This window comes from Streptomyces flavotricini (assembly GCF_020639365.1).
Lineage (GTDB): Bacteria > Actinomycetota > Actinomycetes > Streptomycetales > Streptomycetaceae > Streptomyces > Streptomyces flavotricini.
Window position 1 is genome coordinate 7528412 of the sequence record NZ_JAINUL010000001.1, and the last position, 25350, is coordinate 7553761.

Annotated in this window: 23 protein-coding genes; 12 read left to right on the forward strand and 11 right to left on the reverse strand. The window is 73.3% G+C overall.

Annotated features, from left to right (window positions below; all coding sequences use genetic code 11):
* The first annotated feature begins 3 nt into the window (after positions 1-3).
* Complete coding sequence (locus K7B10_RS34450; protein WP_229345627.1) at positions 4-1827, forward strand: glycoside hydrolase family 5 protein; 1824 nt, start codon at positions 4-6, stop codon at positions 1825-1827.
* Between the two features lie 88 nt (positions 1828-1915).
* On the opposite strand, the gene K7B10_RS34455 is transcribed toward K7B10_RS34450, so the two are convergent.
* Positions 1916-2356, reverse strand: a complete 441-nt coding sequence (locus K7B10_RS34455) for a hypothetical protein (protein ID WP_229342772.1) — start codon at positions 2354-2356, stop codon at positions 1916-1918.
* 276 nt (positions 2357-2632) lie between these two features.
* On the opposite strand from K7B10_RS34455, the gene K7B10_RS34460 reads away from it, so the two are divergent.
* Positions 2633-5371, forward strand: coding sequence for a DNRLRE domain-containing protein (locus tag K7B10_RS34460; protein WP_229342773.1), 2739 nt, complete (start codon positions 2633-2635; stop codon positions 5369-5371).
* Between the two features lie 64 nt (positions 5372-5435).
* Here K7B10_RS34460 and K7B10_RS34465 read toward each other — a convergent pair whose 3' ends face one another.
* A complete protein-coding gene (locus tag K7B10_RS34465; protein ID WP_229342774.1) occupies positions 5436-5843 on the reverse strand; it encodes a DUF3224 domain-containing protein in 408 nt (135 codons plus the stop codon).
* 137 nt (positions 5844-5980) lie between these two features.
* On the opposite strand from K7B10_RS34465, the gene K7B10_RS34470 reads away from it, so the two are divergent.
* Complete coding sequence (locus K7B10_RS34470; protein WP_229342775.1) at positions 5981-6961, forward strand: helix-turn-helix transcriptional regulator; 981 nt, start codon at positions 5981-5983, stop codon at positions 6959-6961.
* Position 6962: 1 nt separating this feature from the next.
* Here K7B10_RS34470 and K7B10_RS34475 read toward each other — a convergent pair whose 3' ends face one another.
* On the reverse strand, positions 6963-7454 hold the full coding sequence (locus K7B10_RS34475) for a GNAT family N-acetyltransferase (RefSeq protein ID WP_229345630.1): 492 nt from the start codon (positions 7452-7454) through the stop codon (positions 6963-6965).
* Between the two features lie 447 nt (positions 7455-7901).
* Positions 7902-8354: a hypothetical protein gene (locus K7B10_RS34480; RefSeq protein ID WP_229342776.1), complete on the reverse strand. Its 453-nt coding sequence runs from the start codon at positions 8352-8354 to the stop codon at positions 7902-7904.
* Between the two features lie 97 nt (positions 8355-8451).
* Between K7B10_RS34480 and K7B10_RS34485 the strand changes: the two genes are divergently transcribed.
* Positions 8452-8781: a hypothetical protein gene (locus K7B10_RS34485; RefSeq protein ID WP_229342777.1), complete on the forward strand. Its 330-nt coding sequence runs from the start codon at positions 8452-8454 to the stop codon at positions 8779-8781.
* A 12-nt stretch (positions 8782-8793) separates the two neighbouring features.
* Here K7B10_RS34485 and K7B10_RS34490 read toward each other — a convergent pair whose 3' ends face one another.
* Positions 8794-9633, reverse strand: a complete 840-nt coding sequence (locus K7B10_RS34490; RefSeq protein WP_229345633.1) for a MerR family transcriptional regulator — start codon at positions 9631-9633, stop codon at positions 8794-8796.
* Positions 9634-9695: 62 nt separating this feature from the next.
* A complete protein-coding gene (locus K7B10_RS34495) occupies positions 9696-10136 on the reverse strand; it encodes a hypothetical protein (RefSeq protein WP_229342778.1) in 441 nt (146 codons plus the stop codon).
* A 421-nt stretch (positions 10137-10557) separates the two neighbouring features.
* Between K7B10_RS34495 and K7B10_RS41390 the strand changes: the two genes are divergently transcribed.
* Positions 10558-11295 carry a peptidoglycan-binding domain-containing protein gene (locus tag K7B10_RS41390; RefSeq protein ID WP_229342779.1) on the forward strand — a complete coding sequence of 246 codons (738 nt, stop codon included), beginning with the start codon at positions 10558-10560 and terminating at the stop codon, positions 11293-11295.
* A gap of 9 nt (positions 11296-11304) precedes the next feature.
* Here K7B10_RS41390 and K7B10_RS34505 read toward each other — a convergent pair whose 3' ends face one another.
* Complete coding sequence (locus tag K7B10_RS34505) at positions 11305-12048, reverse strand: SDR family NAD(P)-dependent oxidoreductase (protein WP_229342780.1); 744 nt, start codon at positions 12046-12048, stop codon at positions 11305-11307.
* Between the two features lie 188 nt (positions 12049-12236).
* On the opposite strand from K7B10_RS34505, the gene K7B10_RS34510 reads away from it, so the two are divergent.
* Entirely contained in the window at positions 12237-13313 is a 1077-nt protein-coding gene (locus K7B10_RS34510; RefSeq protein ID WP_229342781.1) for an RNA ligase (ATP), read from the forward strand.
* A gap of 28 nt (positions 13314-13341) precedes the next feature.
* Here K7B10_RS34510 and K7B10_RS34515 read toward each other — a convergent pair whose 3' ends face one another.
* Positions 13342-13761: a cupin domain-containing protein gene (locus tag K7B10_RS34515; protein ID WP_229342782.1), complete on the reverse strand. Its 420-nt coding sequence runs from the start codon at positions 13759-13761 to the stop codon at positions 13342-13344.
* Positions 13754-14491, reverse strand: coding sequence for an SDR family oxidoreductase (locus tag K7B10_RS34520; protein WP_229342783.1), 738 nt, complete (start codon positions 14489-14491; stop codon positions 13754-13756). Before K7B10_RS34520 ends, K7B10_RS34515 begins: the two co-directional genes overlap by 8 nt.
* 142 nt (positions 14492-14633) lie before the next feature.
* Between K7B10_RS34520 and K7B10_RS34525 the strand changes: the two genes are divergently transcribed.
* Positions 14634-15509, forward strand: a complete 876-nt coding sequence (locus K7B10_RS34525; RefSeq protein ID WP_229342784.1) for a LysR family transcriptional regulator — start codon at positions 14634-14636, stop codon at positions 15507-15509.
* A gap of 2 nt (positions 15510-15511) precedes the next feature.
* Here the strand turns inward: K7B10_RS34525 and K7B10_RS34530 are convergent, their stop codons facing one another.
* Entirely contained in the window at positions 15512-16822 is a 1311-nt protein-coding gene (locus tag K7B10_RS34530) for an ROK family transcriptional regulator (protein ID WP_229342785.1), read from the reverse strand.
* Between the two features lie 285 nt (positions 16823-17107).
* Here K7B10_RS34530 and K7B10_RS34535 point away from each other — a divergent pair, with 285 nt between their 5' ends.
* The 5 genes from K7B10_RS34535 to K7B10_RS34555 all read left to right on the forward strand — a co-directional run bounded on the left by K7B10_RS34535 (position 17108) and on the right by K7B10_RS34555 (position 22732).
* On the forward strand, positions 17108-18424 hold the full coding sequence (locus K7B10_RS34535) for an ABC transporter substrate-binding protein (protein WP_229342786.1): 1317 nt from the start codon (positions 17108-17110) through the stop codon (positions 18422-18424).
* Between the two features lie 10 nt (positions 18425-18434).
* Positions 18435-19400, forward strand: coding sequence for a carbohydrate ABC transporter permease (locus tag K7B10_RS34540; protein WP_229342787.1), 966 nt, complete (start codon positions 18435-18437; stop codon positions 19398-19400).
* Positions 19393-20265, forward strand: coding sequence for a carbohydrate ABC transporter permease (locus K7B10_RS34545; RefSeq protein ID WP_229342788.1), 873 nt, complete (start codon positions 19393-19395; stop codon positions 20263-20265). Before K7B10_RS34540 ends, K7B10_RS34545 begins: the two co-directional genes overlap by 8 nt.
* Positions 20266-20287: 22 nt before the next feature.
* The gene (locus K7B10_RS34550; RefSeq protein WP_229342789.1) at positions 20288-21673 is read left to right on the forward strand and encodes a GH1 family beta-glucosidase; all 1386 of its coding nucleotides are present in this window, start codon (positions 20288-20290) and stop codon (positions 21671-21673) included.
* Positions 21674-21814: 141 nt separating this feature from the next.
* Positions 21815-22732 carry an NADP-dependent oxidoreductase gene (locus tag K7B10_RS34555; RefSeq protein ID WP_229345635.1) on the forward strand — a complete coding sequence of 306 codons (918 nt, stop codon included), beginning with the start codon at positions 21815-21817 and terminating at the stop codon, positions 22730-22732.
* Positions 22733-22868: 136 nt separating this feature from the next.
* Here the strand turns inward: K7B10_RS34555 and K7B10_RS34560 are convergent, their stop codons facing one another.
* Positions 22869-25025, reverse strand: a complete 2157-nt coding sequence (locus tag K7B10_RS34560; RefSeq protein ID WP_229342790.1) for a discoidin domain-containing protein — start codon at positions 25023-25025, stop codon at positions 22869-22871.
* Between the last annotated feature and the right edge of the window lie 325 nt (positions 25026-25350).

Below are 25350 nucleotides of genomic sequence, written 5' to 3' on the forward strand. Positions count from 1 at the left end.
CCGGTGTCCGCCGCCGCGCCCGCGGCCGAGGCGTGGACCCCGCCGCTGTCCACCCGCGGCCGCTACATCGTCGACGCCCAGGGCAACCGCTTCCGGCTGCGCTCCGGCAACTGGGACGGTGCCCAGGGCTCCTGGAACGGCAGCGGCGACCGCAACGACCCGGCCACGCACCACGCCGGCCAGAACTCCAACGGCATCCCGATCGGCCTGGACCGGGTCCCGCTGCCCACCCTGCTGGCCGACTTCCGGGCCCTCGGGCTCAACAGCATCCGGCTGCCCTTCTCCAACGAGATGCTCCGCACCACCGTCCCGGTCCCGGACGCGGCCGTCGCCGCCAACCCGGCACTGCGCGGCCGCACCCCGCTCCAGGTCTACGACGCCGTCGTCGCCGCACTCACCGACGCCGGTTTCGCCGTCATCCTCAACAACCACACCGTCACCACACGCTGGTGCTGTGGACTCGACGGCAACGAGCGCTGGAACAGCGGCCGTTCCACCGCCCAGTGGGCCGACGACTGGGTGTTCCTGGCCCGCCGCTACCGCGACAACCCGCGCGTGGTCGGCGCCGACCTCTACAACGAGGTCCGCCGCGACGTGCTCGACGACCCCAACTGGGGGCTCGGCGACAACCACGACTGGCAGGCGGCCGCCCAGGAGGCGGGTGACCGGATCCTCGCCGAGGCCAACCCGAACCTGCTCATCGTGATCGAGGGCATCAACTGGACGGGCATCCCCGTGGACGGCTTCGCCCACGGGCGTCCCACCCTCACCCCCGTCCGCACCCTGTCGCACACCCTCGTCGTGTCCGGCAAGCTCGTGTACTCGGCCCACTTCTACGGGTACACCGGCCCCCGGCACAGCGGCGCGACCGGCATCGGCGAGACCAGCGATCTGCGCTACCAGGACATGAGCCGGGCCCAGCTCGAACAGACCCTCTACGACCAGGCCCTCTACGTCTCCGCCGAGACCGGCACCCACTTCACCGCACCCGTCTGGGTCAGCGAGTTCGGCATCGGCGCCGACGAGACGGGCGCCCTCCCGCGCGCCTGGTTCCAGAACATGACCGGCTATCTGAACGCCGTCGACGCCGACTTCGCGTACTGGCCGCTGGTCGGCTGGAGCACCACCGCCCAGGGCGCACCGGGCGGCGACTCCTGGGCGATGCTCCGCTACGACGCCTCCGGCCGCCGCTCCGGTCTGCTCGACGCGGGCGACTGGCGCACGCAGCCGTGGACGGCCCTCGCCGGTGCCGCGGGGCGCACCGGACAGATCCCCGTCACCCCCGCGTGGTACCAGCTGACCACCGACCACCGCGACCACAACGCCTCGCTGCGCACGCGGGCCACGGGCGACTGGGACAACGGCGCCCGCAAGGCGGTCTGCCCCGACGGCGCCCGGCTGGCGGGACTCGGCCACACGGACGGGCGCGGCCTGTGCGGCACCTCCGACCTGCGGGCCCCGACGGGCGGGCACACCGTGGTCCGCGACGAGGCGTACGTCCCGCCGGGCGGTGACTGGGCCACCGGCTATACGAAGTTCCAGTGCCCGGCGGGCCAGTTCCTGATCGGCTACAGCCTGCGCGGCGAGCGGGTCTCGGCGGCCCTGTGCGCCCCGAGCCGGACGGCTCTGCCGGCGGGCGGCCGCACGCTCTGGTTCGACCGCGGCGACAACCGCCCGCCCGGCGCCCCCGGCGGCGAGTTCGCGTACGGGGACTACAAGGGCCAGTGCCTGCCGACCGAGTACGCGGCGGGCATCGCCTTCACGACCCGCGCGGCCTCCCGCCCGGGCCCGGCAGCCCTCCTGTGCCGCCCCCTGCCGCCGGTCTGAGCCGCCGCTGTTCCCCGTCCCGGCGGGCCCGCCGGTCCCGGTGGCGCGGCCCGCCGGGACCGGCCGCCCCCGGCTCCCGCCGGGGCTGTCATTCGGGCTGGAGCACGGCGAGGCCCCACCGTATGCCCCCGTCCGACGCGGTCACCTGGACGCCGAACGACCCCGACAGCCCGTCCCCGAGCTGCACCGTCCTGCGCGCCACCGCTCCGGCCGGGCACTCCAGCGTGAAGGTGACGGGCACGGACCCCGGCGTCCCGGAGGCCTCGAAGCCGACCTCGACGCTGCCGCCGCCCTCGCACGCGACCGCGATCTCGGTGCCCAGCCGGGCGTTCAGCCCACTGCTCACCAGGCCCCCCGACCCCGTGTGCTCGGAGATCCACACCACCGCGTCCGGTCCCGGGTACGGCACCAGCTCCCCGTCGGCGGCCCGCGCCACGCCCCCGCCCCCGACCAGCGCCACCGTCGTCGCCACGGCCGCGGCCGTCATCGCGGCCGCCCGCACGTACCCCACGTACCTCACGTACCCCATGTCTCCCCCATGCGCCGGTTGCTCGATCAGTCACGTACGACGCTAGCGGCCACCACTGACAACGACCCCGCCGACCGCGCGGTCCGGAAATGATCATGGCGCGAAGAGGAGGGGGCCCGGAGAGGCTCCGATTTGGCATCCGATTGCGTCAAGTGGGGTGAACGAGGGAGCAAAGGGGCCTAGGGTGCGCCCGTACGCACCGTCGAGGACAGCGACTCCACGTCTGTTTTCGGCCATCACCGCACAGCGACACAGTGACACCGAACTGGGGGGTTCATGCGTAGATCCAGAGGGTTCGCGGCCGCTCTCGCCCTGTCCCTGGCGGGGACCGGAGCGGGCATAGGCCTCGGCCTCGTCCCACAGGCGGCGGCCGTCACCCCGCCCGTGGCCTTCACCGCCGACGCGCTGTCCACCTGGCAGCCCAACGGCGTCGTCTGGGCCCTCGCCGAGGCGGGCGGCACCGTCTTCGTCGGCGGCACCTTCTCCGCCGTCCGCCCGCCCGAAGGCGACGGCTCCGGCGCTGCCGAGCAGCCCGCGGTGAACTTCGCCGCGCTCGACGCCGCGACCGGCGCCCCGACCTCCTGCCACCTCTCCTTCACCGTCGGCGGCGGCACCGCCACCGTCCGCGCCCTCACCCTCTCCCCGGACAAGAAGACCCTCTACGCGGGCGGCTATTTCGGCGCCGTCAACGGCACCCCGGTCTCCAGCCTCGCCGCCATCGACGTGGCCACCTGCACCGTCAAGACCGGCTTCCGCCCCGCCTTCGCGGCCACCGTGCGGGCCCTGGCCGTCACGGACGACACCGTCTACGCGGGCGGCGACTTCCTGACCGTCGCCGGCCAGCCGCGCGAGCGCTTCGCCGCCGTCGCCGCGTCCGACGGTGCGCTGCGGCCCTTCACCGCCGACGCCGACGAGCCCGGCCGCGCCGTCGAGGTCACCCCCGACGGCAACCACGTCGTCCTCGGCGGCGACTTCTTCACCGTCAACGGCACGAACACCCACGCCCTGGCCGTCGTCGACTCCACCAGCGGCGCGCTCACCAAGACGTACGCCGGCTTCATCGAGACCAACTCCGTCGTCAAGGACATCGCGACCGACGCGACCGGGTTCTACACCGCCAACGAAGGCACCGGCGGCGGCGTCTTCGACGGCCGGATCGCGCTCAACCTCAGCGACTTCAACCAGCGCTGGCGCGACACCTGCCTCGGCGCCACCCAGGCCGTGCTGCCGTACCAGAACGTGCTGTACAGCGCCTCGCACGCCCACGACTGCTCCAGCGTGGGCGAGTACCCGGACGGCCAGCGCCACCACCTCCTCGCCCAGCCGACCACCAGCGTCGGCAAGCTGGGCTGGGCCCCCGACACCAACGACGGCATCGGCGAGGGCATCGGCCCGCGCGTGATGGCGGTCGGCTCCAAGGGCGGCGTCCAGTACCTGTGGGTCGGCGGCGAGTTCACGACCGTCAACGGTTCCGCGCAGCAGAGCCTGACCCGGTTCGCGTCCACCGGCGACACGGGCGCGCCCACCGTCCCCGTGGCGACCGCGGCGAGCTTCAGGCCCGGCGAGGTGCAGGTGCGCTGGCGCACCAGCCTCGACCTGGACGACAGCGCGCTGACGTACCGGATCTACCGGAACGGCTCGGGCACGCCGATCGCCACGGTCACGGCGGACTCGCTGTTCTTCAAGCGCCCGCAGGCCTCCTGGACCGACACCACCGTCGCCGCGGGCCAGTCGTACACGTACCGGGTGACGGCCACCGACGCGGCCGGCAACACCAGCGCCCTTTCGGCGACCGCCAGCGTGACCGTCCCGACCTCGGTCGACTCCTACCCCAACCAGGTCCGCGCGGACGGCGCCCAGCTGTTCTGGCGCTACGACGACGCGGCCCTGCCGAACGTCGCCGACTCCTCCGCGAGCGGCAACCAGAACGGCGTGCACCTGAACGCCCCGGCCCTGCGCCAGACGCCCGGCGCGGTCTCGGGCGCGAGCACGGCGATCGGTTTCAACGGCACGGACACCCGTGTCTACGGGGACCAGCGGCAGAGCATCGGCAGCAGCTACACCATCGAGACCTGGTTCAAGACGAACACCACCCGGGGCGGCAAGCTCTTCGGTTTCGGCAACAACCAGGTGCGCGGCAGCAACCAGTACGACAAGCACATCTACATGACCAATGACGGACGCCTCGTCTACGGCGTGTACACCGGGGCCACCCGCACCATCACCACCGGCACCGCGTACAACGACAACACGTGGCACCACGTGGTCGCCACCCAGGGACCGGGCGGCATGGTGCTCTACGTGGACGGCGTGCAGAAGGGCACCCTGGCCGTCACCACGCACGAGAACTACGCCGGCTACTGGCACGCCGGCGGCGACAGCCTCGGCGGCTGGCCCAACCCCCCGACCAGCGAGTTCTGGGCGGGCCAGCTCGACGAGACCGCCGTCTACCCGAGCGTCCTGAGCGCGGCCCAGGTGCAGAACCACCACGCCCTGGCCACCGCGCCCGCCGACTCGGTCGTCCAGGTGCAGGCCGCCGAGGACACCTACGTCAACGCCGGCGCGCCGGACGGCAATTACGGGAGCTCTTCCTCGCTCGCCGTGCGGGGCAGCTCGCTGTACACGAGCTACCTGCGCTTCAACCTGCCCGCCGCGCCCGCGGGCACCGTCCTGAAATCGGCCTCCCTCAGCGTGAAGACCAGCACGATGAGCGGAGCCGGTACGGCGGATACGGTCTCGGTGGTCCCGGTCACCGGCACGTGGACGGAGGCGGGCACCACCTACAACAACCGCCCCGCCACCGGCAGCCCGGCCCTGGGCAGCTTCGCCGGAGTCCCGGACGGTTCGGCGGTGCACACCACCGGGCTGAGCACGGCCGCCCTGTCGGGCGCGCTCGGTACGAGCTACGGCCTGGCACTGACCAGCCCGGGTACGGACGCGCTGTGGCTGTGGTCCTCCGAGGCCGCGGCGAACGAGGGCACGCCGCAGCTGACGCTGACCTTCGGCGCACCGTAGCCGCGGCAGGCGGACGAAGGCGACAGGGGGCGCGGGCCGTCATGGTCCGCGCCCCTGCCGCCGTCTACCCCACCGTGTAGCCGAACTCGTACGCGACGGACGTGTCGCCGTGCCGGTAGGTGAAGGCCCCGGAGCCCGAGAGCCCGGCCAGCTCGCCCGATCCCGAGCCGGGGACCACTTCGAACGTGCACCGGGTGCCGGAGGCGTCGAAGGTGCCGCGCTGCTCCAGGACGAACGCGCCCTCGCGGCCGTCGACGGCGCCCGAGAGCAGCTCCAGACCGGTGTAGGAGCCGGTTCCCTCCCCGGTGTACGTGATCGTGTAGCCGGCGTGGGTCGCCCCGGCCTCGATGCCGCCCGCGAAGGCGTTGACGACCGTCGAGCGGGCCAGGCGCGGAGTGGAGCCGGCCGGGCCGATCGGCTGCTCCTCCCAGTCGGCGAACGTGAAACGACCGGTGGTGGTACGGGCGGACATGGAGGACCTCCTGGTTCACGGCCGGGAGGGACCGTTTCCCCCGGCGCGAGAACAGCCTGTCCGGCATACCTGACACCCTCTGTCAGGTACCGGTGTCCGGGTCCCGGCCGCACCGGCCCGCCGGACACAATGACCCCATGCGCGCGGACCGGCTCCTCTCCCTCCTCCTGCTGCTGCAGAACCGCGGCCCGATGACCGCACCCGAACTGGCCACCGAGCTGGAGGTGTCGGTCCGGACCGTCTACCGGGACGTCGAAGCCCTCGGCGCCTCCGGCGTCCCGGTCCACGCGGAGCGCGGACCGGCCGGCGGCTACCGGCTGATGGACGGCTACCGCACCCGGCTCACCGGCCTCACCGACGCCCAGGCCGGCTCCCTCTTCCTCGCCGGTGCGCCCGGGCCGGCGCAGGAACTGGGCCTCGGCGCCGATCTGGCCGCCGCCCAGCTCAAGCTCCAGGCGGCGCTGCCCGCCGCCCTCGCCGAACGGGCCCGCCGCCTCCAGGACCGCTTCCACCTGGACGCCCCGGCCTGGTTCCGCGATGCCGACCCCGTCCCGCACCTCGCGGCGATCGCCCGGGCCGTGTGGGACCAGCGCGTACTGCTCACCCACTACCGGCGCTGGAACGGCGAAGAGCGGGCCGGGCGCCCGCTGCACCCGCTCGGGCTCGTCCTCAAGGGAGGCATCTGGTACCTGGTGGCGAGGGCCGCCGACGAGCGCGTACGCAGCTACCGGGTCTCGCGGTTCCTCGCCGTGGACACCGCGGAGGAGGGATTCGAGCGTCCGGCCGGCTTCGGACTCGCCGCGTACTGGGCGGAGTCCGCCCGCCGGATGGAGCAGGCCACCCGACAGGGGACCGCCCGCCTGCTGCTGTCCCCGCGCGGGCGCCGGCTGCTCCCGATGCAGTTCGGCGCCGCCGGCGTACGGGCGCTGGCCGGGGCCTCCCCGGCCGAGCCGGGGGACCCGGAGGGCTGGATCCGCGTGGAGCTGGAAGTCGAGTCCGCGGCCGTCGCGGTCGGCGACCTGCTCCGCCTCGGCACCGAAACCGAGGTACTGGCCCCGCCGGAGCTCCGCCGGGCCCTGGCGGACACCGTCGCCGCCCTGGCAGAGCGCTACGGCTGACCTACGCCCCGGGCGGGCGAGCTGCCCGCGGGCGGAGCTCCCAGCGGGTCTCGCCGTCCTCCAGGTGGGGGGTCGGGGCGAAGCCGCAGGCCGCGGCGACCGCCGCCGAGGCGTGGTGGCCGGGGTGGACGTGGGCGATCAGCAGCCCGACGGGGAGCTGCGCCAGCCACGCCGTGAGGGCGCGGGCCGCCTCGGTGGCGAAGCCCCGGCCCTGCCAGGGGGTTCCGATCACCCAGGCCAGTTCGGCGGTGTCCCGCGCGGGCGTGACCGTGGCCTGTACGGTCCCCACCAGCTGCCCGTCCCCGCGCAGCCGCAGCACCCAGTTGCACCACACGACCGCGGGGTCGGGCGAGCCGGCCGCCAGCCGGGCGTAGCGTTCGCGCAGCGCACCGGCCGTGAGCGGGGCGCCGCCGGTGAACTCGTGGAGCACGGGATCGCCCAGCACGCGGGCCATCTCCGCGGCGTGCTCGACGCGCAGGGGGAGCAGTTCCAGCCGGGCGGAGCCGAGCCGGCCGGTGCCCTCCGTACGGACCGGCGGTCGCCGGACCTTGGCGGACGCGCCCGCGCGGGGTACGTCGTCCACGGCGAGGCAGATCCCGAAGACGCGGTCACATCCGGTCCAGCCGTTGACCCGGCCCCGGTTGTTGCCGATCTGCACGCGGCGGCGCGCGGCGTCCACGGCCGAGACCAGGTGCAGGTACACCGTGCCGGAGACCCGGGCCAGGACGATGTCCCCGGGCTCGACGAGCGCCGGATCGACGGGGGCCACCCGGACCCGCTGCCTGCTGCGGATCAGCGGCACCATCGAGTCGCCGGTCGGCCGGAACTCCACGGTCTCGCCCCGGCCGATGCGGTCCGCCACTGCGTCGAGCATGCCCATCGGGCGAGTGTGCCCGGCGCGGCGGGTTTCCGGAAACCGCATTTCCTTCCCGGACCCCGGTCAGCGGGGCGGTTCCACCTCCAGGAAGCGGCGCCGACGCGGTCCCCGGTAGAGCAGGCAGCCCCAGCCCAGGGGCTCCAGCGCGGCCGCACAGACCGTCAGCCGCTCCCGCTCCGCCTCGGCCGCGCCCCCGCCTGGCGGGCCCGGCCAGGTCACCTCCACCGTCGCGCTCCCGGACGGCCCGGGCGCCACCCGGTACCCCGTCCGCGTACGACGGCCCTGCGCGTCGACCGCCGACGGCGGGATCCCCGCGGCCTCGAGCACGAGGGCCACCGCGCGCGGCATCTGCCGCAGCTCCCAGGGAGCGGGAACCGCCGTCCCCGCCGGGCCGTTCACCAGGCGGCGGATCTGCAGCAGGCCCTCGTAGGCCGTGCGGACCTCGGCCTCCCGCGCCGCGGAGGCGGGCCGCTCCGGTCCGTCGCCGGTCGCGGGCTCGAAGGACGTGTCCACCACCCACCACCCCCTGCCCGTGCGCTCTGAGTACCTCACACCCAACGACCTGAGTATCCGCCCCGATTCCCCGCGGGCCCGCCGCTGGTCGAATGGGGGCATGACCTTCGACGCCACCGTCGCCGCTCGCCCGCGCCGCATGCAGCACGTGACCACCGCCGGCTCCGCACTGGCCGTGGCCCTGGTCCCGCTCGTGGTCGGCGTCCTGGTGGCCAAGGGCATCGCCGCCGACCCCCACACCCCGGTCAACGCCCTCATCACGGGCGGCGGCCAGCGTGCGGGCCTCCCGCGGGCCGAATGGCGCCGCCGCGGCCACGCCACACTGCACCGCCTCCGCACGGCCCGCCGCCTCACCGCCCGCCGCCGGCCCGTCTCCCCCCTCACGTGCCCGCGCCGCCCCGCTGCCGCGCCCGCGGACCGTGCGGCCTGACCGCCCGGCCGCCTACCCGGCGGGCGCGAGGGGCTCCTGGAGCTCCGTGACCCATTGGGTCCGGTCCTCCGGGCAGGCCAGGGTCAGTTCGCGCGCGTAGCCCGCCGAGCGGTGGCCGTTCGCGTCGATCCAGTGCGCGAGCGCCTGGGCGGTGGGCAGGATGCCGTCCATCGAGCCCCGGTGCACCACCGTCGCGGCCCGTTCCACCCCGGGCAGCTCCACCACCCGTACCGCGCCCCCGAGGGCCTCGGCGCGTACCGCGGGCCCCACCGGCAGCCCGGCGTGGACCAGGACGGCGCCGGCCTCCGCGCCCGGCGCGTCCTCGTAGTAGGCGATCCCCGGGCCGGTCGGGACCACCCCGGCGGCTTCGATCCGGCGGCAGAGCTCTTCGTAGAGCGGGCCGATGACCGGCCCGATGTCCTGAGGCTCGTAGCTCCCCGCGACCCCGGTCAGCTCGACGAGCCGGACGGGCGGGAGGCTTTTGACGACGATGTCGACGCTGGACATGGATCCCTCGCTCTCGATGGTCCGGAGCCTCGTCTCGACCTGGGTCAGCCGGGCCGCCGCGGCGGCCATGGCCGACTCCAGTTCGGCCCGCCGCAGCCGCAGCATGCCGCGCAACTCCTCCGAGCCCAGCCGCTCGTCGAGGATCGACCCCACTTCTTCCAGGCTGAAGCCGAGCTCCTTGAGCGCGATGACACGGTTGAGGCGGGCGAGTTGCCCGGCCTCGTAGTAGCGGTAGCCGCTGGCGGGGTCGACACGCGCCGGGCGCAGCAGTCCGATGGCGTCGTAGTGGCGCAGCATGCGGACCGATACCCGGCCGTGCTTGGCGAAGTCTCCGATGGTGAACATGACGTCCTCCAGTGCAGGCCCTGACACGGGGGGAGGGTCAAGTCCTGAGCGATATCTGCTGGTCAGCGGCCATACTGCCGGATGCACAGATCCACGATGGAGGGCGGTACGGCCCCCTCGGCGGCGGCGCACAGCTCGTCGGGGCGGGGCAGGCGCGGCGCGGCAGGCTGTCGCGGGGTGCGCGGCGGCGCGGGCTTGGCCGGGCGCGCCCGGCGGGGCGCCGCGGGCGGTTCGGCGCCGCGTACGGCGGGAGGCCGCTCCGGGGCGGCACGGACCGGCGGAGGGCCCGGCGGTTCGGGGAGCCGCCCAAGCGGGAGGGGAAGGGGCTCCGCGTGAGCCGGCGGCCGGTCGGGGGCGGCCGACGCATCGGCCGTGTCCTGCGCGTCCGCGGCCGCCGAGGAGTCGCGCGACGGAGCCGGAACCGCCTCCGGTCCCACACAGACGCAGCCGGCGCTCGCGAGCAGCGCGACGAGGGACAGGGGCAGGGCCCGGCGTAACTGCATCCGACCACCATGCCGCACCGCGGACCGCTCGCAGGGCCGCGCTCACGCGTCCGGGTGAAGCGGCGGCGGAGTCGGCCCCGCGGGTCCCACCGTCACGGTCCGGATGCCGAGGGCTACCGGGGTCGAGAAGCGGAACGGACGGATGGTGCAGATCGGACACCCGGCTTGACCGGGGCCATCCCGGGGGGAAAGAGTGCGCCGATCAAGCACTCAAGAACCATCGCATGAGCTGCACTTCGGAGATGTCTCATATGTTCGTACCGGTCCGCGATTCGCTTGACCCCATGACGACCCGAGGCGCACTTCAGCCGTGCGCCGCCACGGGCACGGTCCTGGTCGCGCGGCGGCGCAGGGCCTGACCGGGAGGGTGGGGGCCGACACCGCACCGCCGCGCCGGTCCCCACCCCCGCCGGGAGACACCGTGTCCCACCACTCCGACGAGAGCGCAGGCGCGCCCGACGACCGCCTGTTCGTGCGCCCGTACGTGGCCCCCTCCGCGCGGCCGCCCCGAGCGGCGACGCCCGCCTGGCCGCACACCGGGCCCGTCCCCGTGTCCTTCGACGCGCCCGGAACCCGGGGCGAGGGAGCTGCCGCGGAGCCGGCCGGCGCACCCGCCGCTCCGGAGCGCGGCAGCCGGGTCCCGCTGGCGGCCCTCGCCCTGCTCGCCCTCGCCGCGGCCGGCGGACTGGCGTTCTGGCTCAGCGGACCCGACCCGGAGCCCCGGCGGGCCGTGAGGGCACCGCAGTTGTCCCTGCCGGTGCTCCCGGCGCGCAGCCCCGGGGCCGACGCGGAGACCCCGCCCGAAGGGTCCGGGCGGGCCTCCGCGCCGCCCGCGGCGGCATCAGGGCCGGCAACGGCGTCGAGCCCGGGCCCGGCGGGACCCTCCGCGGGACGGACCCCCGCGCCGGCGAGGCCGAGCGGCCCGTCCGGGGCGGCGTCCCCGGGAGGTTCCGGGACGCTGCGCATGGGTGACCGCGGGCCCGAGGTGCGCGCCCTCCAGGAGCGGCTCTACGCCCAGGGGTTCACGTACGTCCAGGTCACCGGCGAGTACGACAGCCAGACCAAGCGCGGGGTCGCCCAGCTGCAGCGCGACCGGGACATCAAGGGCGACCAGCCCGGGGTCTACGGCCCGGCCACGCGCGCGGCCTTCGGGGGCTGACCCCCGAGGTCAGCGGCCTCCCGAGACCCGCAGGACGGCGCCCGTCGTGTACGAGGCGTCCGGGGACAGCAGCCAGGCCACGGCCCCGGCGACCTCCTCCGGCTGCCCGGCCCGCCCGAGCGGGATCCCGGCCGCCGCCCGGGCCGGCCGCCCGGGGTCGCCCATCGCGGCGTGCATGTCGGTCTCGATGATGCCGGGCGCCACCGCGTTGACCCGGATCCCGTCCGGCCCGAGCTCCTTGGACAGCCCCACCGTCAGGGCGTCGGTGGCGGCCTTGGTCGCCGCGTAGTGGACGTAGTCGCCGGGGCTGCCGAGCGTGGCTGCCGCCGAGGACACGTTCACGATGGCCCCGCCGCCCGCCCCCGCCATGTCCCGGGCGGCGCGGCGGCAGCACAGCAGGTACCCGAGCAGATTGACCTCGACCACGCGCCGCAGGTCCTCGGTCGAGGTGTCCGCGAGCCGGCCGAGCGGGCCGGTCACGCCGGCGTTGTTCACGAGCCCCGTCACCGCGCCGAACTCCGCGCCGGCGATGTCGAAGAGCCGCTCCACCCCGCACTCGTCGGCGGTGTCCGCGCGGACGGTCAGACACTGCGCGCCACTCGCCCGTACGCGCCGCGCGACGGCCTCGGCGGCCGCTTCGTCGCGGAGGTATCCGAGCACCACGTCATGGCCGTCCTCGGCCAGGCGCAGGCAGGTCGCGGCGCCGATGCCCCGGCTGCCTCCGGTGACGACGGTGACCGGACGACGTGGCACGAGGACCTCCTGGGGGCGGCGGACGGCGGGACGGCGGGACGGTGGGGTGGCGGGACGGTGGGGTGGCGCGGACGCGGGGGCGGGGCGCGTCAGGCTAACACCGGGATTTCGGCTGGACCAGCGCAAATGCCGGGCCGCACAGTGGACGCCGTCGTACACGACGCCGTCACATCCGAGGAGTTGCGCACATGTCGACCTTGCGGGTCACCGCCGAAGAGCTGACCGTCCACGAGCATCCGAACGCCGACGCGCTGGAGCTGGCCCAGGTGGGCCTCTACCGGGCCGTCGTCGCCAAGGGGGCCTATCGCACCGGCGAGTTCGCCCTCTACATACCCGAACAGGCCGTGCTGCCCGCCGACCTGATCGCGGAGCTCGGCCTGACCGGCCGCCTCGCGGGAGGCTCCGCCGACCGGGTCAAGGCGGTCCGGCTGCGCGGCGAGCTGTCGCAGGGGCTGGTGTGCCGGCCGAGGGCGCTGGCCGATGTGGACCTGGCGCGGGCGGCCGAGGAGGGCGTGGACTTCGCCGAGCTGCTCGGGATCACGAAATGGGCGCCGCCCGTCCCGACGACGATGAACGGCGAGGTGGAGTCGGCGCCCGAGCTGCTGCCGTGGGTGGACATCGAGAACCTCCAGCGTTACCCGGACCTGTTCGAGCCCGGCGAGCCGGTCGTCCTCACCGAGAAGCTGCACGGCACGGCCTGCCTGTCGACGTACGTCGTCGACGGCGGCCGGGTGTTCGTCTCCTCGAAGGGGTTCGGCTCCAAGGGGCTGGCCCTGCGGGAGGACGAGCGCAACCTGTACTGGCGGGCGGTGCGCGGGCACGGCGTACCGGAGGTCGCCGCGAAGCTGGCCGAGCGGCTGGGCGCCACCCGGATCGGAGTGTTCGGCGAGGTGTACGGCGCGGGCGTCCAGGACCTGGCGTACGGAACGGACGCGCGCACCGCCGCCACCGGGCCGGGCTACGCCGTCTTCGACATAGCGGCGGAGATCGACGGCCAGGTGCGGTGGCTGGACCCGCGGGAGCTGCTCCAGGACGGCGAACTGCCCCTGGTGCCGACGCTCTTCGAGGGCCCGTACGAGCTCGACACGGTGCTGGGGCTGGCGAGCGGCCGGGAGACGGTGTCCGGACGGTCCGCGCACCTGCGCGAGGGCGTGGTGATCCGCCCGGTGACGGAGCGCCACAGCCCGGTGGTCGGCGGCCGCGCCATAGCCAAGGCCGTCAGCCCGGCCTACCTCACCCGCAAGGGGGGCACGGAATACGAGTGACCCCGGCCCGCGGGCCGGGGTCTCCCGTTCACGCCGGCGGTCCTGCGGAGGGAATGAGGGGGAGGGGGGTGTTGGGGCCCCTCATGAACTCCACCGTCGTGAAGACGAGCGGGGCCGGGCCGATGTTCTCCAGGTCGTGCAGGAGGAACTCGCCCGGCCCGAAGGTGAGATGGCGGGTCTCGCCCTGTGCGTACGTGACCTCTCGGGTGACGCCGTCGGCGGTGTGCTGGCGGCTGCGGCCGGGGGTCACCGCCGTCCAGAAGTAGTCGAGCACGTGCCGGTGCGCCGGCAGCCGCTCGCCCGGCGCGAGCCGGATCTCCCAGACCCGGACCCGGCCCGTCTCGGTGAGCAGCCGCTGCCCGACGTGCCCGTTGAACGCGCAGGCCTCGAACTCCGCCCGCAGCGCGGGCGACCACCCCTCGAAGCCGGAGCCGGTGATCTCAGACAAGGCGCGCGCCGCCGTCCACGTGCAGCACGGTGCCGGTGACGAACGGGTTGGTGACCGCGTACAGCACCGACCGCACCACGTCCTGCGGGGTGCCGGTCCTCCTGGCCGGGTTGCGTTCCGCGACCCCGCGCAGGAAGGCCTCCTTGTCCTCGCCGAGCCGGTCCCACGCCCCGGAGTCGATGATGCCGGGGGAGACGGCGTTGACCCGCAGCGGCGCCAGCTCGACGGCCAGCGCCTCCACGAGGAACGACAGGGCGCCGTTGGTGGTGGCCATGACCACCCGCTCCGGTGCGGGCCGCCAGGCCGCGAAGCCGGAGAAGAAGGTGAGGGACCCGCCCTCGTCCATCCGCCCCGCCAGGTGCTTGGCGAGCAGCAGCGGCCCGAACACCTTCGCGGCGAAGGCCCGCTGGACGTCGGCGAGCACGAGCCCCGACACCGGCCCGTTGGCGGGGACGGCGGCCGTCGAGACGACGTGGTCGACGCGGCCCGCGGCTTCGGCGAGGGCGGCGACAGACCCCTCGTCGGTGAGGTCGGTCGGCTGGATGAGGGCCGGTCCGGGCAGGGCGGCCGCCGTCGCCGACAGCCGGTCCGCGTCGGGCCCGGCGAGGACGAGCTCGGCACCGGCCGCGGACGCCGTACGGGCCAGTGCCCGCCCGATGTGCGAGCCGGCGCCGACGACGACGATCCGCTTGCCGTCGAAGGAGTCCTGGAAGGGAGCAGCAGTGGTCATGGGATGTCCTGAGGTCGAAGTGGCCGAAGTGGCCCAAGTGATCGAAATGCTGAGGTCCTGCGTCGTGTACCTCCACGACTCTCCGCCCAGCGGATCCCATACGTCCAAGACATCGTTTCTACCGTTGCCATAAAATCTGCTCATGACCACGCTGCGGCAGCTCGAATACCTCGTCACCATCGTCGACACGGGCTCCTTCACCCGGGCCGCCGAGCTCCTGCACGTCTCCCAGCCCGCCCTGTCCCACCAGGTCCGCGCGCTGGAGCGGGATGCCGGCGGGCCGCTGCTGGAGCGGCTGCCGCGCGCGGTCCGGCTGACCCCGATGGGCCGCGCGATGCTCCCGCACGCCCGCGCCGCGCTCGCCGACGCCGAACGGGCCCGGACCGCCGCCCGCCGCGCCGTCGGCCTGGACGGCGGCGAGATCCAGGTCGCCGCCGTCTACTCGGTCACGCTCGGGATCCTGCTCCCGGTGCTGCGCACCTGGCACGAGCGCCACCCGCAGGTACGCGTCCGGCTGATGGAGTTCCCGCACACCGACGCACTGCTCGCCGCGATGACCGCGGGCCGCGCCGACCTCGCCGTGGGTCCTCGGCCCGGCGGATGGGACGGCCCGGTGACGGAGTTGGGGGAGGAGGAGTTCGTACTGGCCGTCCCCGCCGGGGATCCGGCCCCGGACCGGGTGCGCCTCGTGGACCTGGCGGACCGGTCATGGGTGCACTACGCCCCCGGCAACGGCCTGGCCGAGGTGGTGGACCAGGCCTGTGCCGCGGCCGGATTCCGGCCGCGGGCCGCCGTACGGACCGAACAGACCGCGGCCGCGCCGTTGTTGGCCGCCACCGGGCTCGGCCCGGCCCTGGTCCCGGAAAGCGTCGTGCCGCCCGGCTTCGCGGGCCGGGTGCTGCGCCCCGAGCCGCCGGTGCGCCGGATGCTGGCCGCCTACACGCGCCCGCACCCCGACCCGCTCACCACGGCCTTCCTGGGCACCCTCGCCCGGCACGCTGCGGACGGCGGTGCCTGAGCTCAGGGACGCCGGGCCGGAGATCCGGCGCGGACCTCGAGGGAGGTGCGCCAGCCCGGGGCCTCCGGCTGCGGGGGCCGGGGCGCGGGGCGGCCGCCCGTGGCGAAGAACGCCGACAGGGGGAGCGTCGCGGCGCCGACCGTGACCGCGTCCGGGCCGAGGGAGCCCAGACCGATGGAGACGCGGTCGGCGGGATGGCGCAGGGAGTACCGGGCCGCGTGCTCCCGTACGGCGGGCAGGATGTGCGGGCCCAGCAGCAGACCGGCCCAGCCGCCGATCAGGATGCGCTCCGGCCGGAACAGGTTGATCACGTCCGACAGGCCCGCGCCGAGGTATTCCGCGGTCTCCTCCAGGACCTCCAGGGCCACCGGATCCGCCGCTGCCGCCGCCGCCAGCAGCCCGGACAGGGCCTCCTCCTCGTCCGCCGCGTCCGCGGCGCCACCGCCCCGTTCCGCCCACCGCGCCAGCAGCGACTCCGCCCCCGTGTACGCCTCCAGGCAGCCCAGCGCCCCGCACCGGCAGCGCCGTCCCCGTACCGAAACCGTCAGGTGCCCCCACTCCAGCGGGGTGCCCTCCGTCGTCCCCCCGTCGGGCGAGCCGTCCGTGATCAGGCTGGCGCCGACGCCCGAGCCGAACAGGACGACGACGGCCTCGCGGGCGCCGCGGCCCGCCCCGAACCACATCTCGGCCTGGCCGAGCGTGCGCGCGCCGTTGTCGATGATGTACGGCACCTCCGGCGGCACGGCTCCGGTCGCGCGCAGCAGCGCCTCCAGCGGGACCGCGTCCCAGCCGATGGTCTGGCCGTGGACGACCGTCCCGCCCGGCGCCTCGCGGTCCACTATGCCGGGGACGCCGACGCCCACGCCGAGCAGTCGGTCGGTCCCGACCCGGGCCTGCGCGAGGACGGCGGTGATCCCGGTCCGGACGTGGTCCACGATCGGGCCGACGTCGTAGCAACCGCGCGGCTGCAACGGCACTTCCGAACGGGCGAGTTCGGTCAGGGCAAGGTCGAACAGCTCGACGCGGACCCGGGTTTCACCGACGTCGACCCCGATCATGTGGGCGCTGCCGGGGGCCACGCGCAGCAGGGTGCGCGGCCGGCCGCCGTCGGAGTCGACGACGCCGGCCTCCTCCAGGAGTCCGTCCGCGACGAGTTCGCCGACCACGTTGCTGACGGAGCCGGAGCTCAGCCCGGTGGCGGGCCCGAGTTCCTGCCGGCTCATCGGCCCGCCGAAGTACAGCCGCTGGAGTACGGCGCTGCGGTTGCCGCGCCGCAGGTCCCGCACCGTACGGCCGCCACGCCCTGTGGTCATCTGGCTCCTTCCGTCCTGCCGTCCGCCCTGTCGTCGCTCGCAACATACCCCTGCGAGACCTCTTGACGCGACCCTTTCGCAAGGCTTAACTCACGTCCTGAATTAAGGGCTTGAGGCACTCGACTCCCACGAGGCGGGTGCCGCCGAAGCGTGACGGTCGAAGCGTCCCGTCGATGCGCCACCGCTGAAGCACCACCGCTGAAGCACCACCGCCGAAGCACCACCGCCCGAGCCGAGAACACCCGCCGGCCTTCCCCCGACCCTGCCGAAAGGGGCCGATCCGCCATGCGCAGAACCAGAGCCGCCGCTGCCGCCGTCACCGCATCCCTGCTCGCCGCCGCCACCGCCTGCGGCGGCGGCACCGCGAACACCGGCGGCGGCTCCGACACCGCCCCCAAAGAGCTCACGTACTGGGCCTCCAACCAGGGCCCCGACCTCGCGGCGGACCAGGCGACCCTCACCCCGGAGCTGAAGAAGTTCGAGGAGCGGACAGGCATCAAGGTCAAGCTCGAAGTCGTCCCCTGGTCGGACCTGCTCAACCGGATCCTCGCCGCGACCGCCTCCGGCCAGGGTCCCGACGTCCTCAACATCGGCAACACCTGGTCCTCCTCCCTCCAGGCCACCGGCGCCCTGCTCCCGTGGAACGCCGAGAACTTCGGGGCGATAGGCGGCAAGGACCGCTTCGTGGAGTCCGCCATCGGCTCGTCGGGCGCCACCGGCCAGGACCCGGCCGCCGTACCGCTGTACTCCATGGCGTACGCGCTCTACTACAACAAGAAGATGTTCCAGGAGGCGGGCATAGCCAAGCCCCCGGCCACCTGGGACGAGATGGTCACCATCGGCCGGCAGCTGTCCAAGGACGGCAAGTGGGCGCTCGGCGCCGAGGGGGCCAACCTCTCCAACAACATCCACCAGGCCTTCGTCCTCGCCAAGCAGCACGGAGCGGACTTCTTCGACGCGGCCGGCAAGCCCACCTTCGACTCCCCGGGCGCGGTCGGCGCCGTCAAGCAGTACGTCGACCTGATGGCCAAGGACAAGATCATCGCGCCGGGCAACGCCGAGTACGCCCAGAACCAGTCGCTCCAGGACTTCGCCAACGGCAAGACCGCCATGGTCCTGTGGCAGAGCGCCGCCTCCTCCTTCAAGAGCCACGGGATGAAGGAGGGCGACTGGGGCGTGGCCCCGGTCCCGGTGCCCGCGGGCGGCGCACCCGGCCCGGGCGGCAACACCAACTCCATGGTCGCCGGCATCAACCTCGCCGTCTTCAAGAACACCGACAACATCGACGGCTCGCTGAAGTTCGTGAAGTTCATGACCAGCGACGAGGAGCAGAAGATCCTCAACAAGACGTACGGCTCCATCCCGCCGGTCAAGGCCGCACAGAGCGACCCCGCCTTCGCCACCGACGACCTCACCGTGCTCCGCACCACCCTGGGCACCAGCGCCGCCCCGCTCCCGCAGGTCCCGCAGGAATCCCAGTTCGAGACCGCCGTCGGCACCGCCGTCAAGGAGCTCTTCGCCGACGCCGCGGCGGGCCGCCCCGTCACCACCGAGTCGGTCAAGGCCAAACTGACCAAGGCCCAGCAGCAGATGGCGAGCTGAGCCCGACCCGATGAGCACCAAGAGCCGCGTGAGCCGGGTGAGTGGCACCCGTCCCAAGTCCGCACGTCCGCGCCGTAGTCACGTCCCCTACCTGCTGCTCCTTCCCGCCCTGCTCCTCGAACTGCTCATCCACCTCGTCCCGATGGCGATGGGCATCCTGATGAGCTTCCGCGGGCTGACCCAGTTCTTCATCCGCGACTGGTCCCGCGCCCCCTGGACGGGCTGGGCCAACTACGAGCTCGTCCTCGACGTCAACCGGCCCGTCGGCGAAGCCCTCCTGCGGTCCTTCCTCACCACCTGCCTCTTCACCCTGCTCTCCGTCGGCCTGTGCTGGCTGCTGGGCACCGCGGCGGCGGTGTTCATGCAGGAGAGCTTCCGCGGCCGCGGCCTCCTGCGGGCCCTGTTCCTCGTCCCGTACGCCCTGCCCGTGTACGCGGCAGTCATCACCTGGGCGTTCATGTTCCAGCGGGACAACGGCCTGGTGAACCACGTCCTCCACGACCAACTGGGCCTGGGCGGCTCCGGGCACACCTTCTGGCTGCTGGGCGACAACAGCTTCTGGGCCCTGCTGACCGTCTCCGTCTGGAAGGGCTGGCCGTTCGCCTTCCTCATCGTGACCGCCGCCCTCCAGAACATCCCCGGCGAGCTGTACGAGGCCGCCGCGCTGGACGGCGCCGGCATCTGGCAGCAGATCAGCCGGATCACCCTTCCCTCGGTCGGCGCGGTCAACCAGGTACTGGTCCTGGTGCTGTTCCTGTGGACCTTCAACGACTTCAACACGCCGTTCGTGCTGTTCGGCAAGGCGGCCCCCGAGGCCGCCGACCTGATCTCCCTCCACATCTACCAATCGAGCTTCGTCACCTGGAACTTCGGCACCGGATCGGCCATGTCCGTCCTGCTGCTGCTCTTCCTGCTGCTGGCCACCGCCGGATACCTGCTCGTCACGACCCGCGGAAGGAGGAACGGACATGGCTGACCACCGCGGCCGACCCTCGTCCCCGCTGGCCCCGCCCCTCACCTTCCGGGTGATCCGCGCGGCCTTCCTCACCCTGCTCTCCGGTTTCGTGCTGCTGCCCGTGTACGTCATGGTCACCAGCTCCCTCAAACCGCTCCAGGACGTCGCGGGCCGCTTCCGCTGGATCCCCACCGGTCTCACCGCCCGCCCCTACATCGACATCTGGCACACCGTCCCGCTCGGCCGGTACTTCGTGAACTCCCTGATCGTGGCGGGCGCCGCCACCGCCGCCTCCGTCGTCATCGCCGTCTTCGCGGCCTACGCGGTCAGCCGCCACCGCTTCCGCGGCAAGCGGCTGTTCACCGTCACCGTGCTCTCCACCCAGATGTTCCCCGGGATCCTCTTCCTCCTCCCGCTGTTCCTGATCTTCGTGAACATCGGCAACGCCACGGGAATCGCCCTCTACGGCTCCCGCGGCGCCCTGATCCTCACGTACCTGACCTTCTCCCTCCCCTTCTCCATCTGGATGCTCATCGGCTACTTCGACTCGGTGCCCCGCGATCTCGACGAAGCGGCCACCGTCGACGGCTGCGGACCGCTCGGCGCGCTGCTGCGGGTCGTGGTCCCGGCGGCCGTCCCGGGCATCGTCGCCGTCGCCGTGTACGCCTTCATGACGGCCTGGGGCGAGGTCCTCTTCGCCTCCGTCATGACGAACGACACCACCCGCACCCTCGCCGTCGGACTGCAGGGCTACTCCACGCAGACCGACGTCTACTGGAACCAGATCATGGCCGCCTCGCTCGTCGTCAGCATCCCCGTCGTCGCCGGATTCCTGCTGCTCCAGCGGTACTTGGTGGCCGGCCTCACGGCGGGAGCCGTCAAATGAACCCTTCGGCAGGAGCCGTCGAATGACCCTTTCCGACACCCGTTCCGACACCGGCGGCGAACTCCGCGGTATCGATCTCGCCGCCCTGCCCCCCGAGTTCGCCTGGGGCACCGCGACCTCCGCCTACCAGATCGAGGGCGCCGTCGCCGAGGACGGCCGGGCCCCCTCCATCTGGGACACCTTCTCCCACACCCCCGGCGCCGTCGACGGCGGCCACACCGGCGACACCGCCTGCGACCACTACCACCGCTGGCGCGAGGACATCGCCCTGATGCGGGAGCTCGGCACCAACGCCTACCGGATGTCCGTGGCCTGGCCGCGCGTGGTCCCCGGCGGGGACGGCCCGGCCAACGCCAAGGGGCTGGCCTTCTACGACCGGCTCGTCGACGGCCTCCTCGACGCCGGGATCACCCCCTCCGTCACCCTCTACCACTGGGACCTGCCCCAGGCCCTCCAGGACCGGGGGGGATGGCCCGAGCGGGCGACCGCCGAGCACTTCGCCGCGTACGCCGGGACCGTCGCCGCCCGCCTCGGCGACCGGGTCACCCAGTGGGCCACCCTGAACGAGCCCCTGTGCTCGGCGTGGATCGGCCACCTGGAGGGCAGGATGGCCCCGGGCTGGACCGACCTGACCGCCGCCGTCCGCGCCTCGTACCACCTGCTGCTCGGCCACGGGCTCGCCACGCAGGCCGTACGGGACGCCGCCCCCGGCGCGCGGATCGGCATCGTCAACAACCTCTCCACCATCGAGCCCGCCACCGACCGCGAGGCCGACCGCGAGGCCGCCCTGCGCATGGACGGCCACGTCAACCGCTGGTGGCTGGACCCCGTCCACGGCCGCGGCTTCCCCGCCGACATGCGCGAGGTCTACGCCGTCGACCTCCCCGAACGCCCCGGCGACCTGGCCGCCATCGCCGCCCCGCTCGACTGGACCGGCCTGAACTACTACTTCCCGCAGACGGTCACCGCCGACCCGGCCGGCCCCGCCCCGTACGCCCGCCAGATCGACCGGCCCGGCGTCCCGCGCACCGGCATGGACTGGGAGGTCGACGCGAACGGCCTGGAGTCCCTGCTCATGCGGCTGACCGAGGAGTACGGGGCCCGGCGCATCCACGTCACCGAGAACGGCTCCTCGTACGAGGACACCGTCGGCCCCGACGGCAGCGTCCACGACCCCGAGCGCGCCCGCTACCTGACCGGCCACCTCGCGGCCTGCGCCCGCGCCGCACGCCGCGGCGCACCACTGGCCGGGTACTACGCCTGGTCGCTCCTGGACAACTTCGAGTGGGCCTACGGCTACGACAAGCGCTTCGGCCTCGTCCGCGTCGACTACGCCACCCAGCGCCGCACGATCAAGACCAGCGGCCGCCGCTACGCCGAGGTCATCGCCGCGCACCGGGCCCTGTGAGACCGCGAGCCCCGCGCCGCGCCGTGCCCGCCCCGCTTCACGGGGCGGGCACGGCCTTTCGTGATGGGATGGGAAGGCGGTGCTTCCACCAGCTCACGGCTCATGGCACACGGAGAGGTCGGGTACATGTCCCAGGACACCATGCGGGCGATGGCGTACGAGACGTACGGCGGAACGGAGGTGCTCACCGAGACCGAGCTGCCGATGCCCAAGCTGGCCCCCGGCGAGCTCCTCGTCCGGGTCAAGTGCGCCTCGGTCAACCCCGTCGACTGGAAGATCATGGCGGGCGGGCTCGACCCCCTGATGGACGTCGTGTACCCGGTCGTCCCCGGCTGGGACGTCGCCGGCACGGTCGAGCGGGTCGGCATCGACACCCCCGAGTTCGCGGTCGGCGACGAGGTCATGGCGTACGCCCGCAAGGACTACGTGCACGGGGGGACCTTCGCCGAGTACGTGAGCGTGCCCGTACGGGCCGCCGCCGCCAAGCCGGCCTCGCTGTCCTGGCAGGAGGCGGCAGGCCTGCCGCTGGCCGGGCTCACCGCCTACCAGCTGCTCACCCGGCTCGCCACCGGCAAGGACGACGTCGTCCTCATCCACGGGGCCGCGGGCGGCGTCGGCTCCTTCGGCGTGCAGATCGCCCGCGCGCTGGGCGCCCGGGTCATCGGCACCGCCTCCCCGCGCAATCACGACCGGTTGCGCGAACTGGGCTGCGAGCCCGTGGAGTACGGGGAGGGCCTGGTCGACCGGGTCCGTGCGCTCGCCCCCGACGGGGTCACCGTCGCCGCGGACTTCGTCGGCGGCGTCCTCGACGTCACCCAGGCGGTCCTCGCGGAGGGCGGCCGGCACGCCTCCATCGCCGACCCCACCGTGCTCGGAGCGGGAGGCCAGTGGATGTGGGTCCGGCCGGACGCCGAGGGCCTGGCCGAGCTGGCCCGGCTCGCCGACAGCGGGCGGCTCAAGGTCACCGTCGCCAAGACCTTCCCGCTCGCGCAGCTCGCGGAGGCCTTCGAACTCAGCCAGACGGGCCGCACCGCCGGAAAGATCGTCATCGAGGTCTGAGACCGACGCCTTCTCGATCTGCCGTGAGGGCGGGCGGGTTGTGCGGACCTCCCGCCGCTTCCACCGCCGGCGGGAAGACGCGGGGAAGGGCGCGTGGCGGCCGAGGCCGCCACGCGCCTGCGTCGCCTCCCGCGGGTCAGGGGAAGGAGACGACCGTGGACGGGGTCGTCGAGGTTCCCGAGGTCGGTGCGCCCGTGGTGTTGATGACGTGCTCGTACTGGCCCTTGCCGCCCAGCGAGACGACGAGCAGGTCGTGGAACTTCACGCCCGGCTTCACCGGTGCCTGGAACCCGTGGTCCTGGCGGATCGTCGGGTCCACGTTGTAGTAGCAGTAGCTGCCCAGGCCCCAGCCCTCGTGGACGGTCACCGAGTCGGCCACCTTGTAGGCCGCGTAGCCCTTGGTGGAACCGTTCTGGATCGCCGCCTGATCGGGGGCGTCGTACGCCTTCTCGTTCTGGTAGAAGACCGTGCGGCCGCGCTCGCCGTTCCACTGGACGTCGTACTTGTTGAAGTGCTCGACGAACAGTCCGGTGGCCAGTACGTCGTCACCGTTCACGCGGAATCCGTAGTCGGCGCGGTTGGTCTCCCAGCCCACCCCGTCCCCGTGGTCGGCCCGCCAGATCCAGGTGTGGTCGACGATCGTGTCGTGGTTGTTGATCACCATGCCGACGTCCGTCCTGCCGGGGCCGGCGCCGCCGACCCGGATGAACACGTCCTGCACGGTCGTCGGGTTGGCTCCGTGGTCCGTGGTCGTGCCGGCCGGGCCGACCTCCAGCAGGCTGGGCGAGTCGACCGGTCCCGCGTCGATCAGGAACCCGGCGAGCCGCACCCCGTCCACGTCGGCGACCTTCATCGCGGTCACCCCGTTGTCGGGGACGAGCGTGGCCAGGCCGAGGCCCAGTACGACCGTGTCCGCGCGGTTCACCTGGAGGGTCCGGTCGACGTGGTAGACGCCGGGGGTGAACAGCAGGTGCAGGCCCTGGGCCAGCGCCTGGTTCATCGTCGCGGCGGTCGTGCCCGGCTTCACCACGTAGAAGCGGCTGAGCGGGAGCGAGGTGCCCTGCGGCGCTCCGTTGCCCCAGGAGGTGCCGCGCGCGTTCTCGCGCTTGGCCGGGACGAAGACCTTGTACTCGGTTCCGTCGAGGTAGAGGAAGGGCTTCTCCCGGGAGACGGGCGTGGTGTCGAGCGTGGTGTACGGCGGGTTGGGGAAGGACTGGGCGGGCGCGCCCTGGACTCCGGAGAAGACCTGGTTCCAGACGCCGTTGCCCCAGCTGCCGATCGAGCTGTCGCGCGTGTACCACTGTTGCTGCGAGTAGTTGCCGACCTGGCCGTCGATCTTCGAGTCGGCGATGTAGCCGCCGGAGGCCCAACCGAAGCCGTCGGGAGCGAGGTTGAGGCCGCCCTTGACGTGCATCCGGCGGAAGGGCGCGGCCTGGGACACGGCCCACCGGTCGGTTCCGTTCACGGGGTTGAGCGCGAGGTTCTCGGCGGAGCGCCAGAAGTTCTGGGTGGCGTTGCCGCCGAACCAGCCCGCGTCGACGGTGACGTCGCCGTTGATGGTGGTGTCGTCGGGGCTGAGGCCCAGACCCGAGACGGAGGTGTAGAAGCCGATCTGGGCGTTGAGGCCGTTGTAGGTGCCCGGCTTGAACAGGAACTGGTAGCGGCCGGAGCCGAACTGGGCCGACTCCTGCTGTCGGAAGACCTCGTCGAGCCTGCCCTGGATGTTCGGGGTCGACGGGTCGAAGACGATCACGTTGGGCCCGAGATCGCCGCCGCCGGGGAGGGTGGGGTCCGCGCCGGAAGTGCCGAAGACCTGGAACTCGAACAGCGAGTAGCCCCACTGGGTGGCGCGCTGGGTGCCGTACACGCGGACGTAGCGGGCGGTGCCGGTGATGTCGTGGGTGACGACCCCGCCGGTGGCCGTGGTCGTGGAGTAGGCGGTGCTCCAGCCGGCGCCGTCGGTGGACAGGTCGATCCGGTACGCCTTCGCGTACGCGGTCTCCCAGCGCAGTACGACCTGGCTGAGCCGGGCGGGGGCGCCCAGGTCCACCTGGATCCACTGCGGGTCGGAGAACTGGCTCGACCAGCGGGTGGCGTTGTCGCCGTCGACGGCGGCCGAGGCGGGTGTGCCGGCGTTCTCCTGGCTGGATGCGGTGACGGGCCTGCCCTGGGAGAGGAGGACGGGTGCGGCCTGGGCGGCGCTGCCGGGGAGCAGCACGAGGAGGGCGGCGATCAGGGCGGCGGTGAGGGCCGCCGCGGTGAGGCGTGGTGGATGGTCGGAGAGGCGAGGCATGGGGGGCACTCCTGACGTCTTGGATCCGGGGGATCGAAGCGTGAGTGAACTGCCCGGTCGCGAGGACCGTCAAGGGGTTCAGCGTTCACGAAGTGAAGGCCGGAAGGTGTGTCAACTGGCTTTCACGGCCGTGAACTCGGGGTTTCTTCAATCCTTGTGAAAAGTGTTGACGAAAAAAAACGGCGAGGCTCTACTGAGGCTCCTGACCGCTCCGTCCCGCCGCGCCCGCTGGGCGGGACGGAGCGGTCGGGGACGTTCGAGGAATGACCTCGTTCCGAGGACGGGTGCTGCCGTGCGTTCGCTACTTGTCGGTCGGGTGCACCCG

What these genes read in the sequence shown, in the direction of transcription:
- K7B10_RS34470 (WP_229342775.1), top strand. Translation starts at nt 5,981, where the DNA reads ATGCGCGCGGACCGGCTCCTCTCCCTCCTCCTGCTGCTGCAGAACCGC.
- K7B10_RS34525 (WP_229342784.1), top strand. Translation starts at nt 14,634, where the DNA reads ATGACCACGCTGCGGCAGCTCGAATACCTCGTCACCATCGTCGACACG.
- K7B10_RS34540 (WP_229342787.1), top strand. Translation starts at nt 18,435, where the DNA reads ATGAGCACCAAGAGCCGCGTGAGCCGGGTGAGTGGCACCCGTCCCAAG.
- K7B10_RS34455 (WP_229342772.1), bottom strand. Translation starts at nt 2,356, where the DNA reads ATGGGGTACGTGAGGTACGTGGGGTACGTGCGGGCGGCCGCGATGACG.
- K7B10_RS34555 (WP_229345635.1), top strand. Translation starts at nt 21,815, where the DNA reads ATGCGGGCGATGGCGTACGAGACGTACGGCGGAACGGAGGTGCTCACC.
- K7B10_RS34465 (WP_229342774.1), bottom strand. Translation starts at nt 5,843, where the DNA reads ATGTCCGCCCGTACCACCACCGGTCGTTTCACGTTCGCCGACTGGGAG.
- K7B10_RS34485 (WP_229342777.1), top strand. Translation starts at nt 8,452, where the DNA reads ATGACCTTCGACGCCACCGTCGCCGCTCGCCCGCGCCGCATGCAGCAC.
- K7B10_RS34520 (WP_229342783.1), bottom strand. Translation starts at nt 14,491, where the DNA reads ATGACCACTGCTGCTCCCTTCCAGGACTCCTTCGACGGCAAGCGGATC.
- K7B10_RS34535 (WP_229342786.1), top strand. Translation starts at nt 17,108, where the DNA reads ATGCGCAGAACCAGAGCCGCCGCTGCCGCCGTCACCGCATCCCTGCTC.
- K7B10_RS34560 (WP_229342790.1), bottom strand. Translation starts at nt 25,025, where the DNA reads ATGCCTCGCCTCTCCGACCATCCACCACGCCTCACCGCGGCGGCCCTC.
- K7B10_RS34530 (WP_229342785.1), bottom strand. Translation starts at nt 16,822, where the DNA reads ATGACCACAGGGCGTGGCGGCCGTACGGTGCGGGACCTGCGGCGCGGC.
- K7B10_RS34460 (WP_229342773.1), top strand. Translation starts at nt 2,633, where the DNA reads ATGCGTAGATCCAGAGGGTTCGCGGCCGCTCTCGCCCTGTCCCTGGCG.
- K7B10_RS34510 (WP_229342781.1), top strand. Translation starts at nt 12,237, where the DNA reads ATGTCGACCTTGCGGGTCACCGCCGAAGAGCTGACCGTCCACGAGCAT.
- K7B10_RS34550 (WP_229342789.1), top strand. Translation starts at nt 20,288, where the DNA reads ATGACCCTTTCCGACACCCGTTCCGACACCGGCGGCGAACTCCGCGGT.
- K7B10_RS34545 (WP_229342788.1), top strand. Translation starts at nt 19,393, where the DNA reads ATGGCTGACCACCGCGGCCGACCCTCGTCCCCGCTGGCCCCGCCCCTC.
- K7B10_RS34495 (WP_229342778.1), bottom strand. Translation starts at nt 10,136, where the DNA reads ATGCAGTTACGCCGGGCCCTGCCCCTGTCCCTCGTCGCGCTGCTCGCG.
- K7B10_RS34490 (WP_229345633.1), bottom strand. Translation starts at nt 9,633, where the DNA reads ATGTTCACCATCGGAGACTTCGCCAAGCACGGCCGGGTATCGGTCCGC.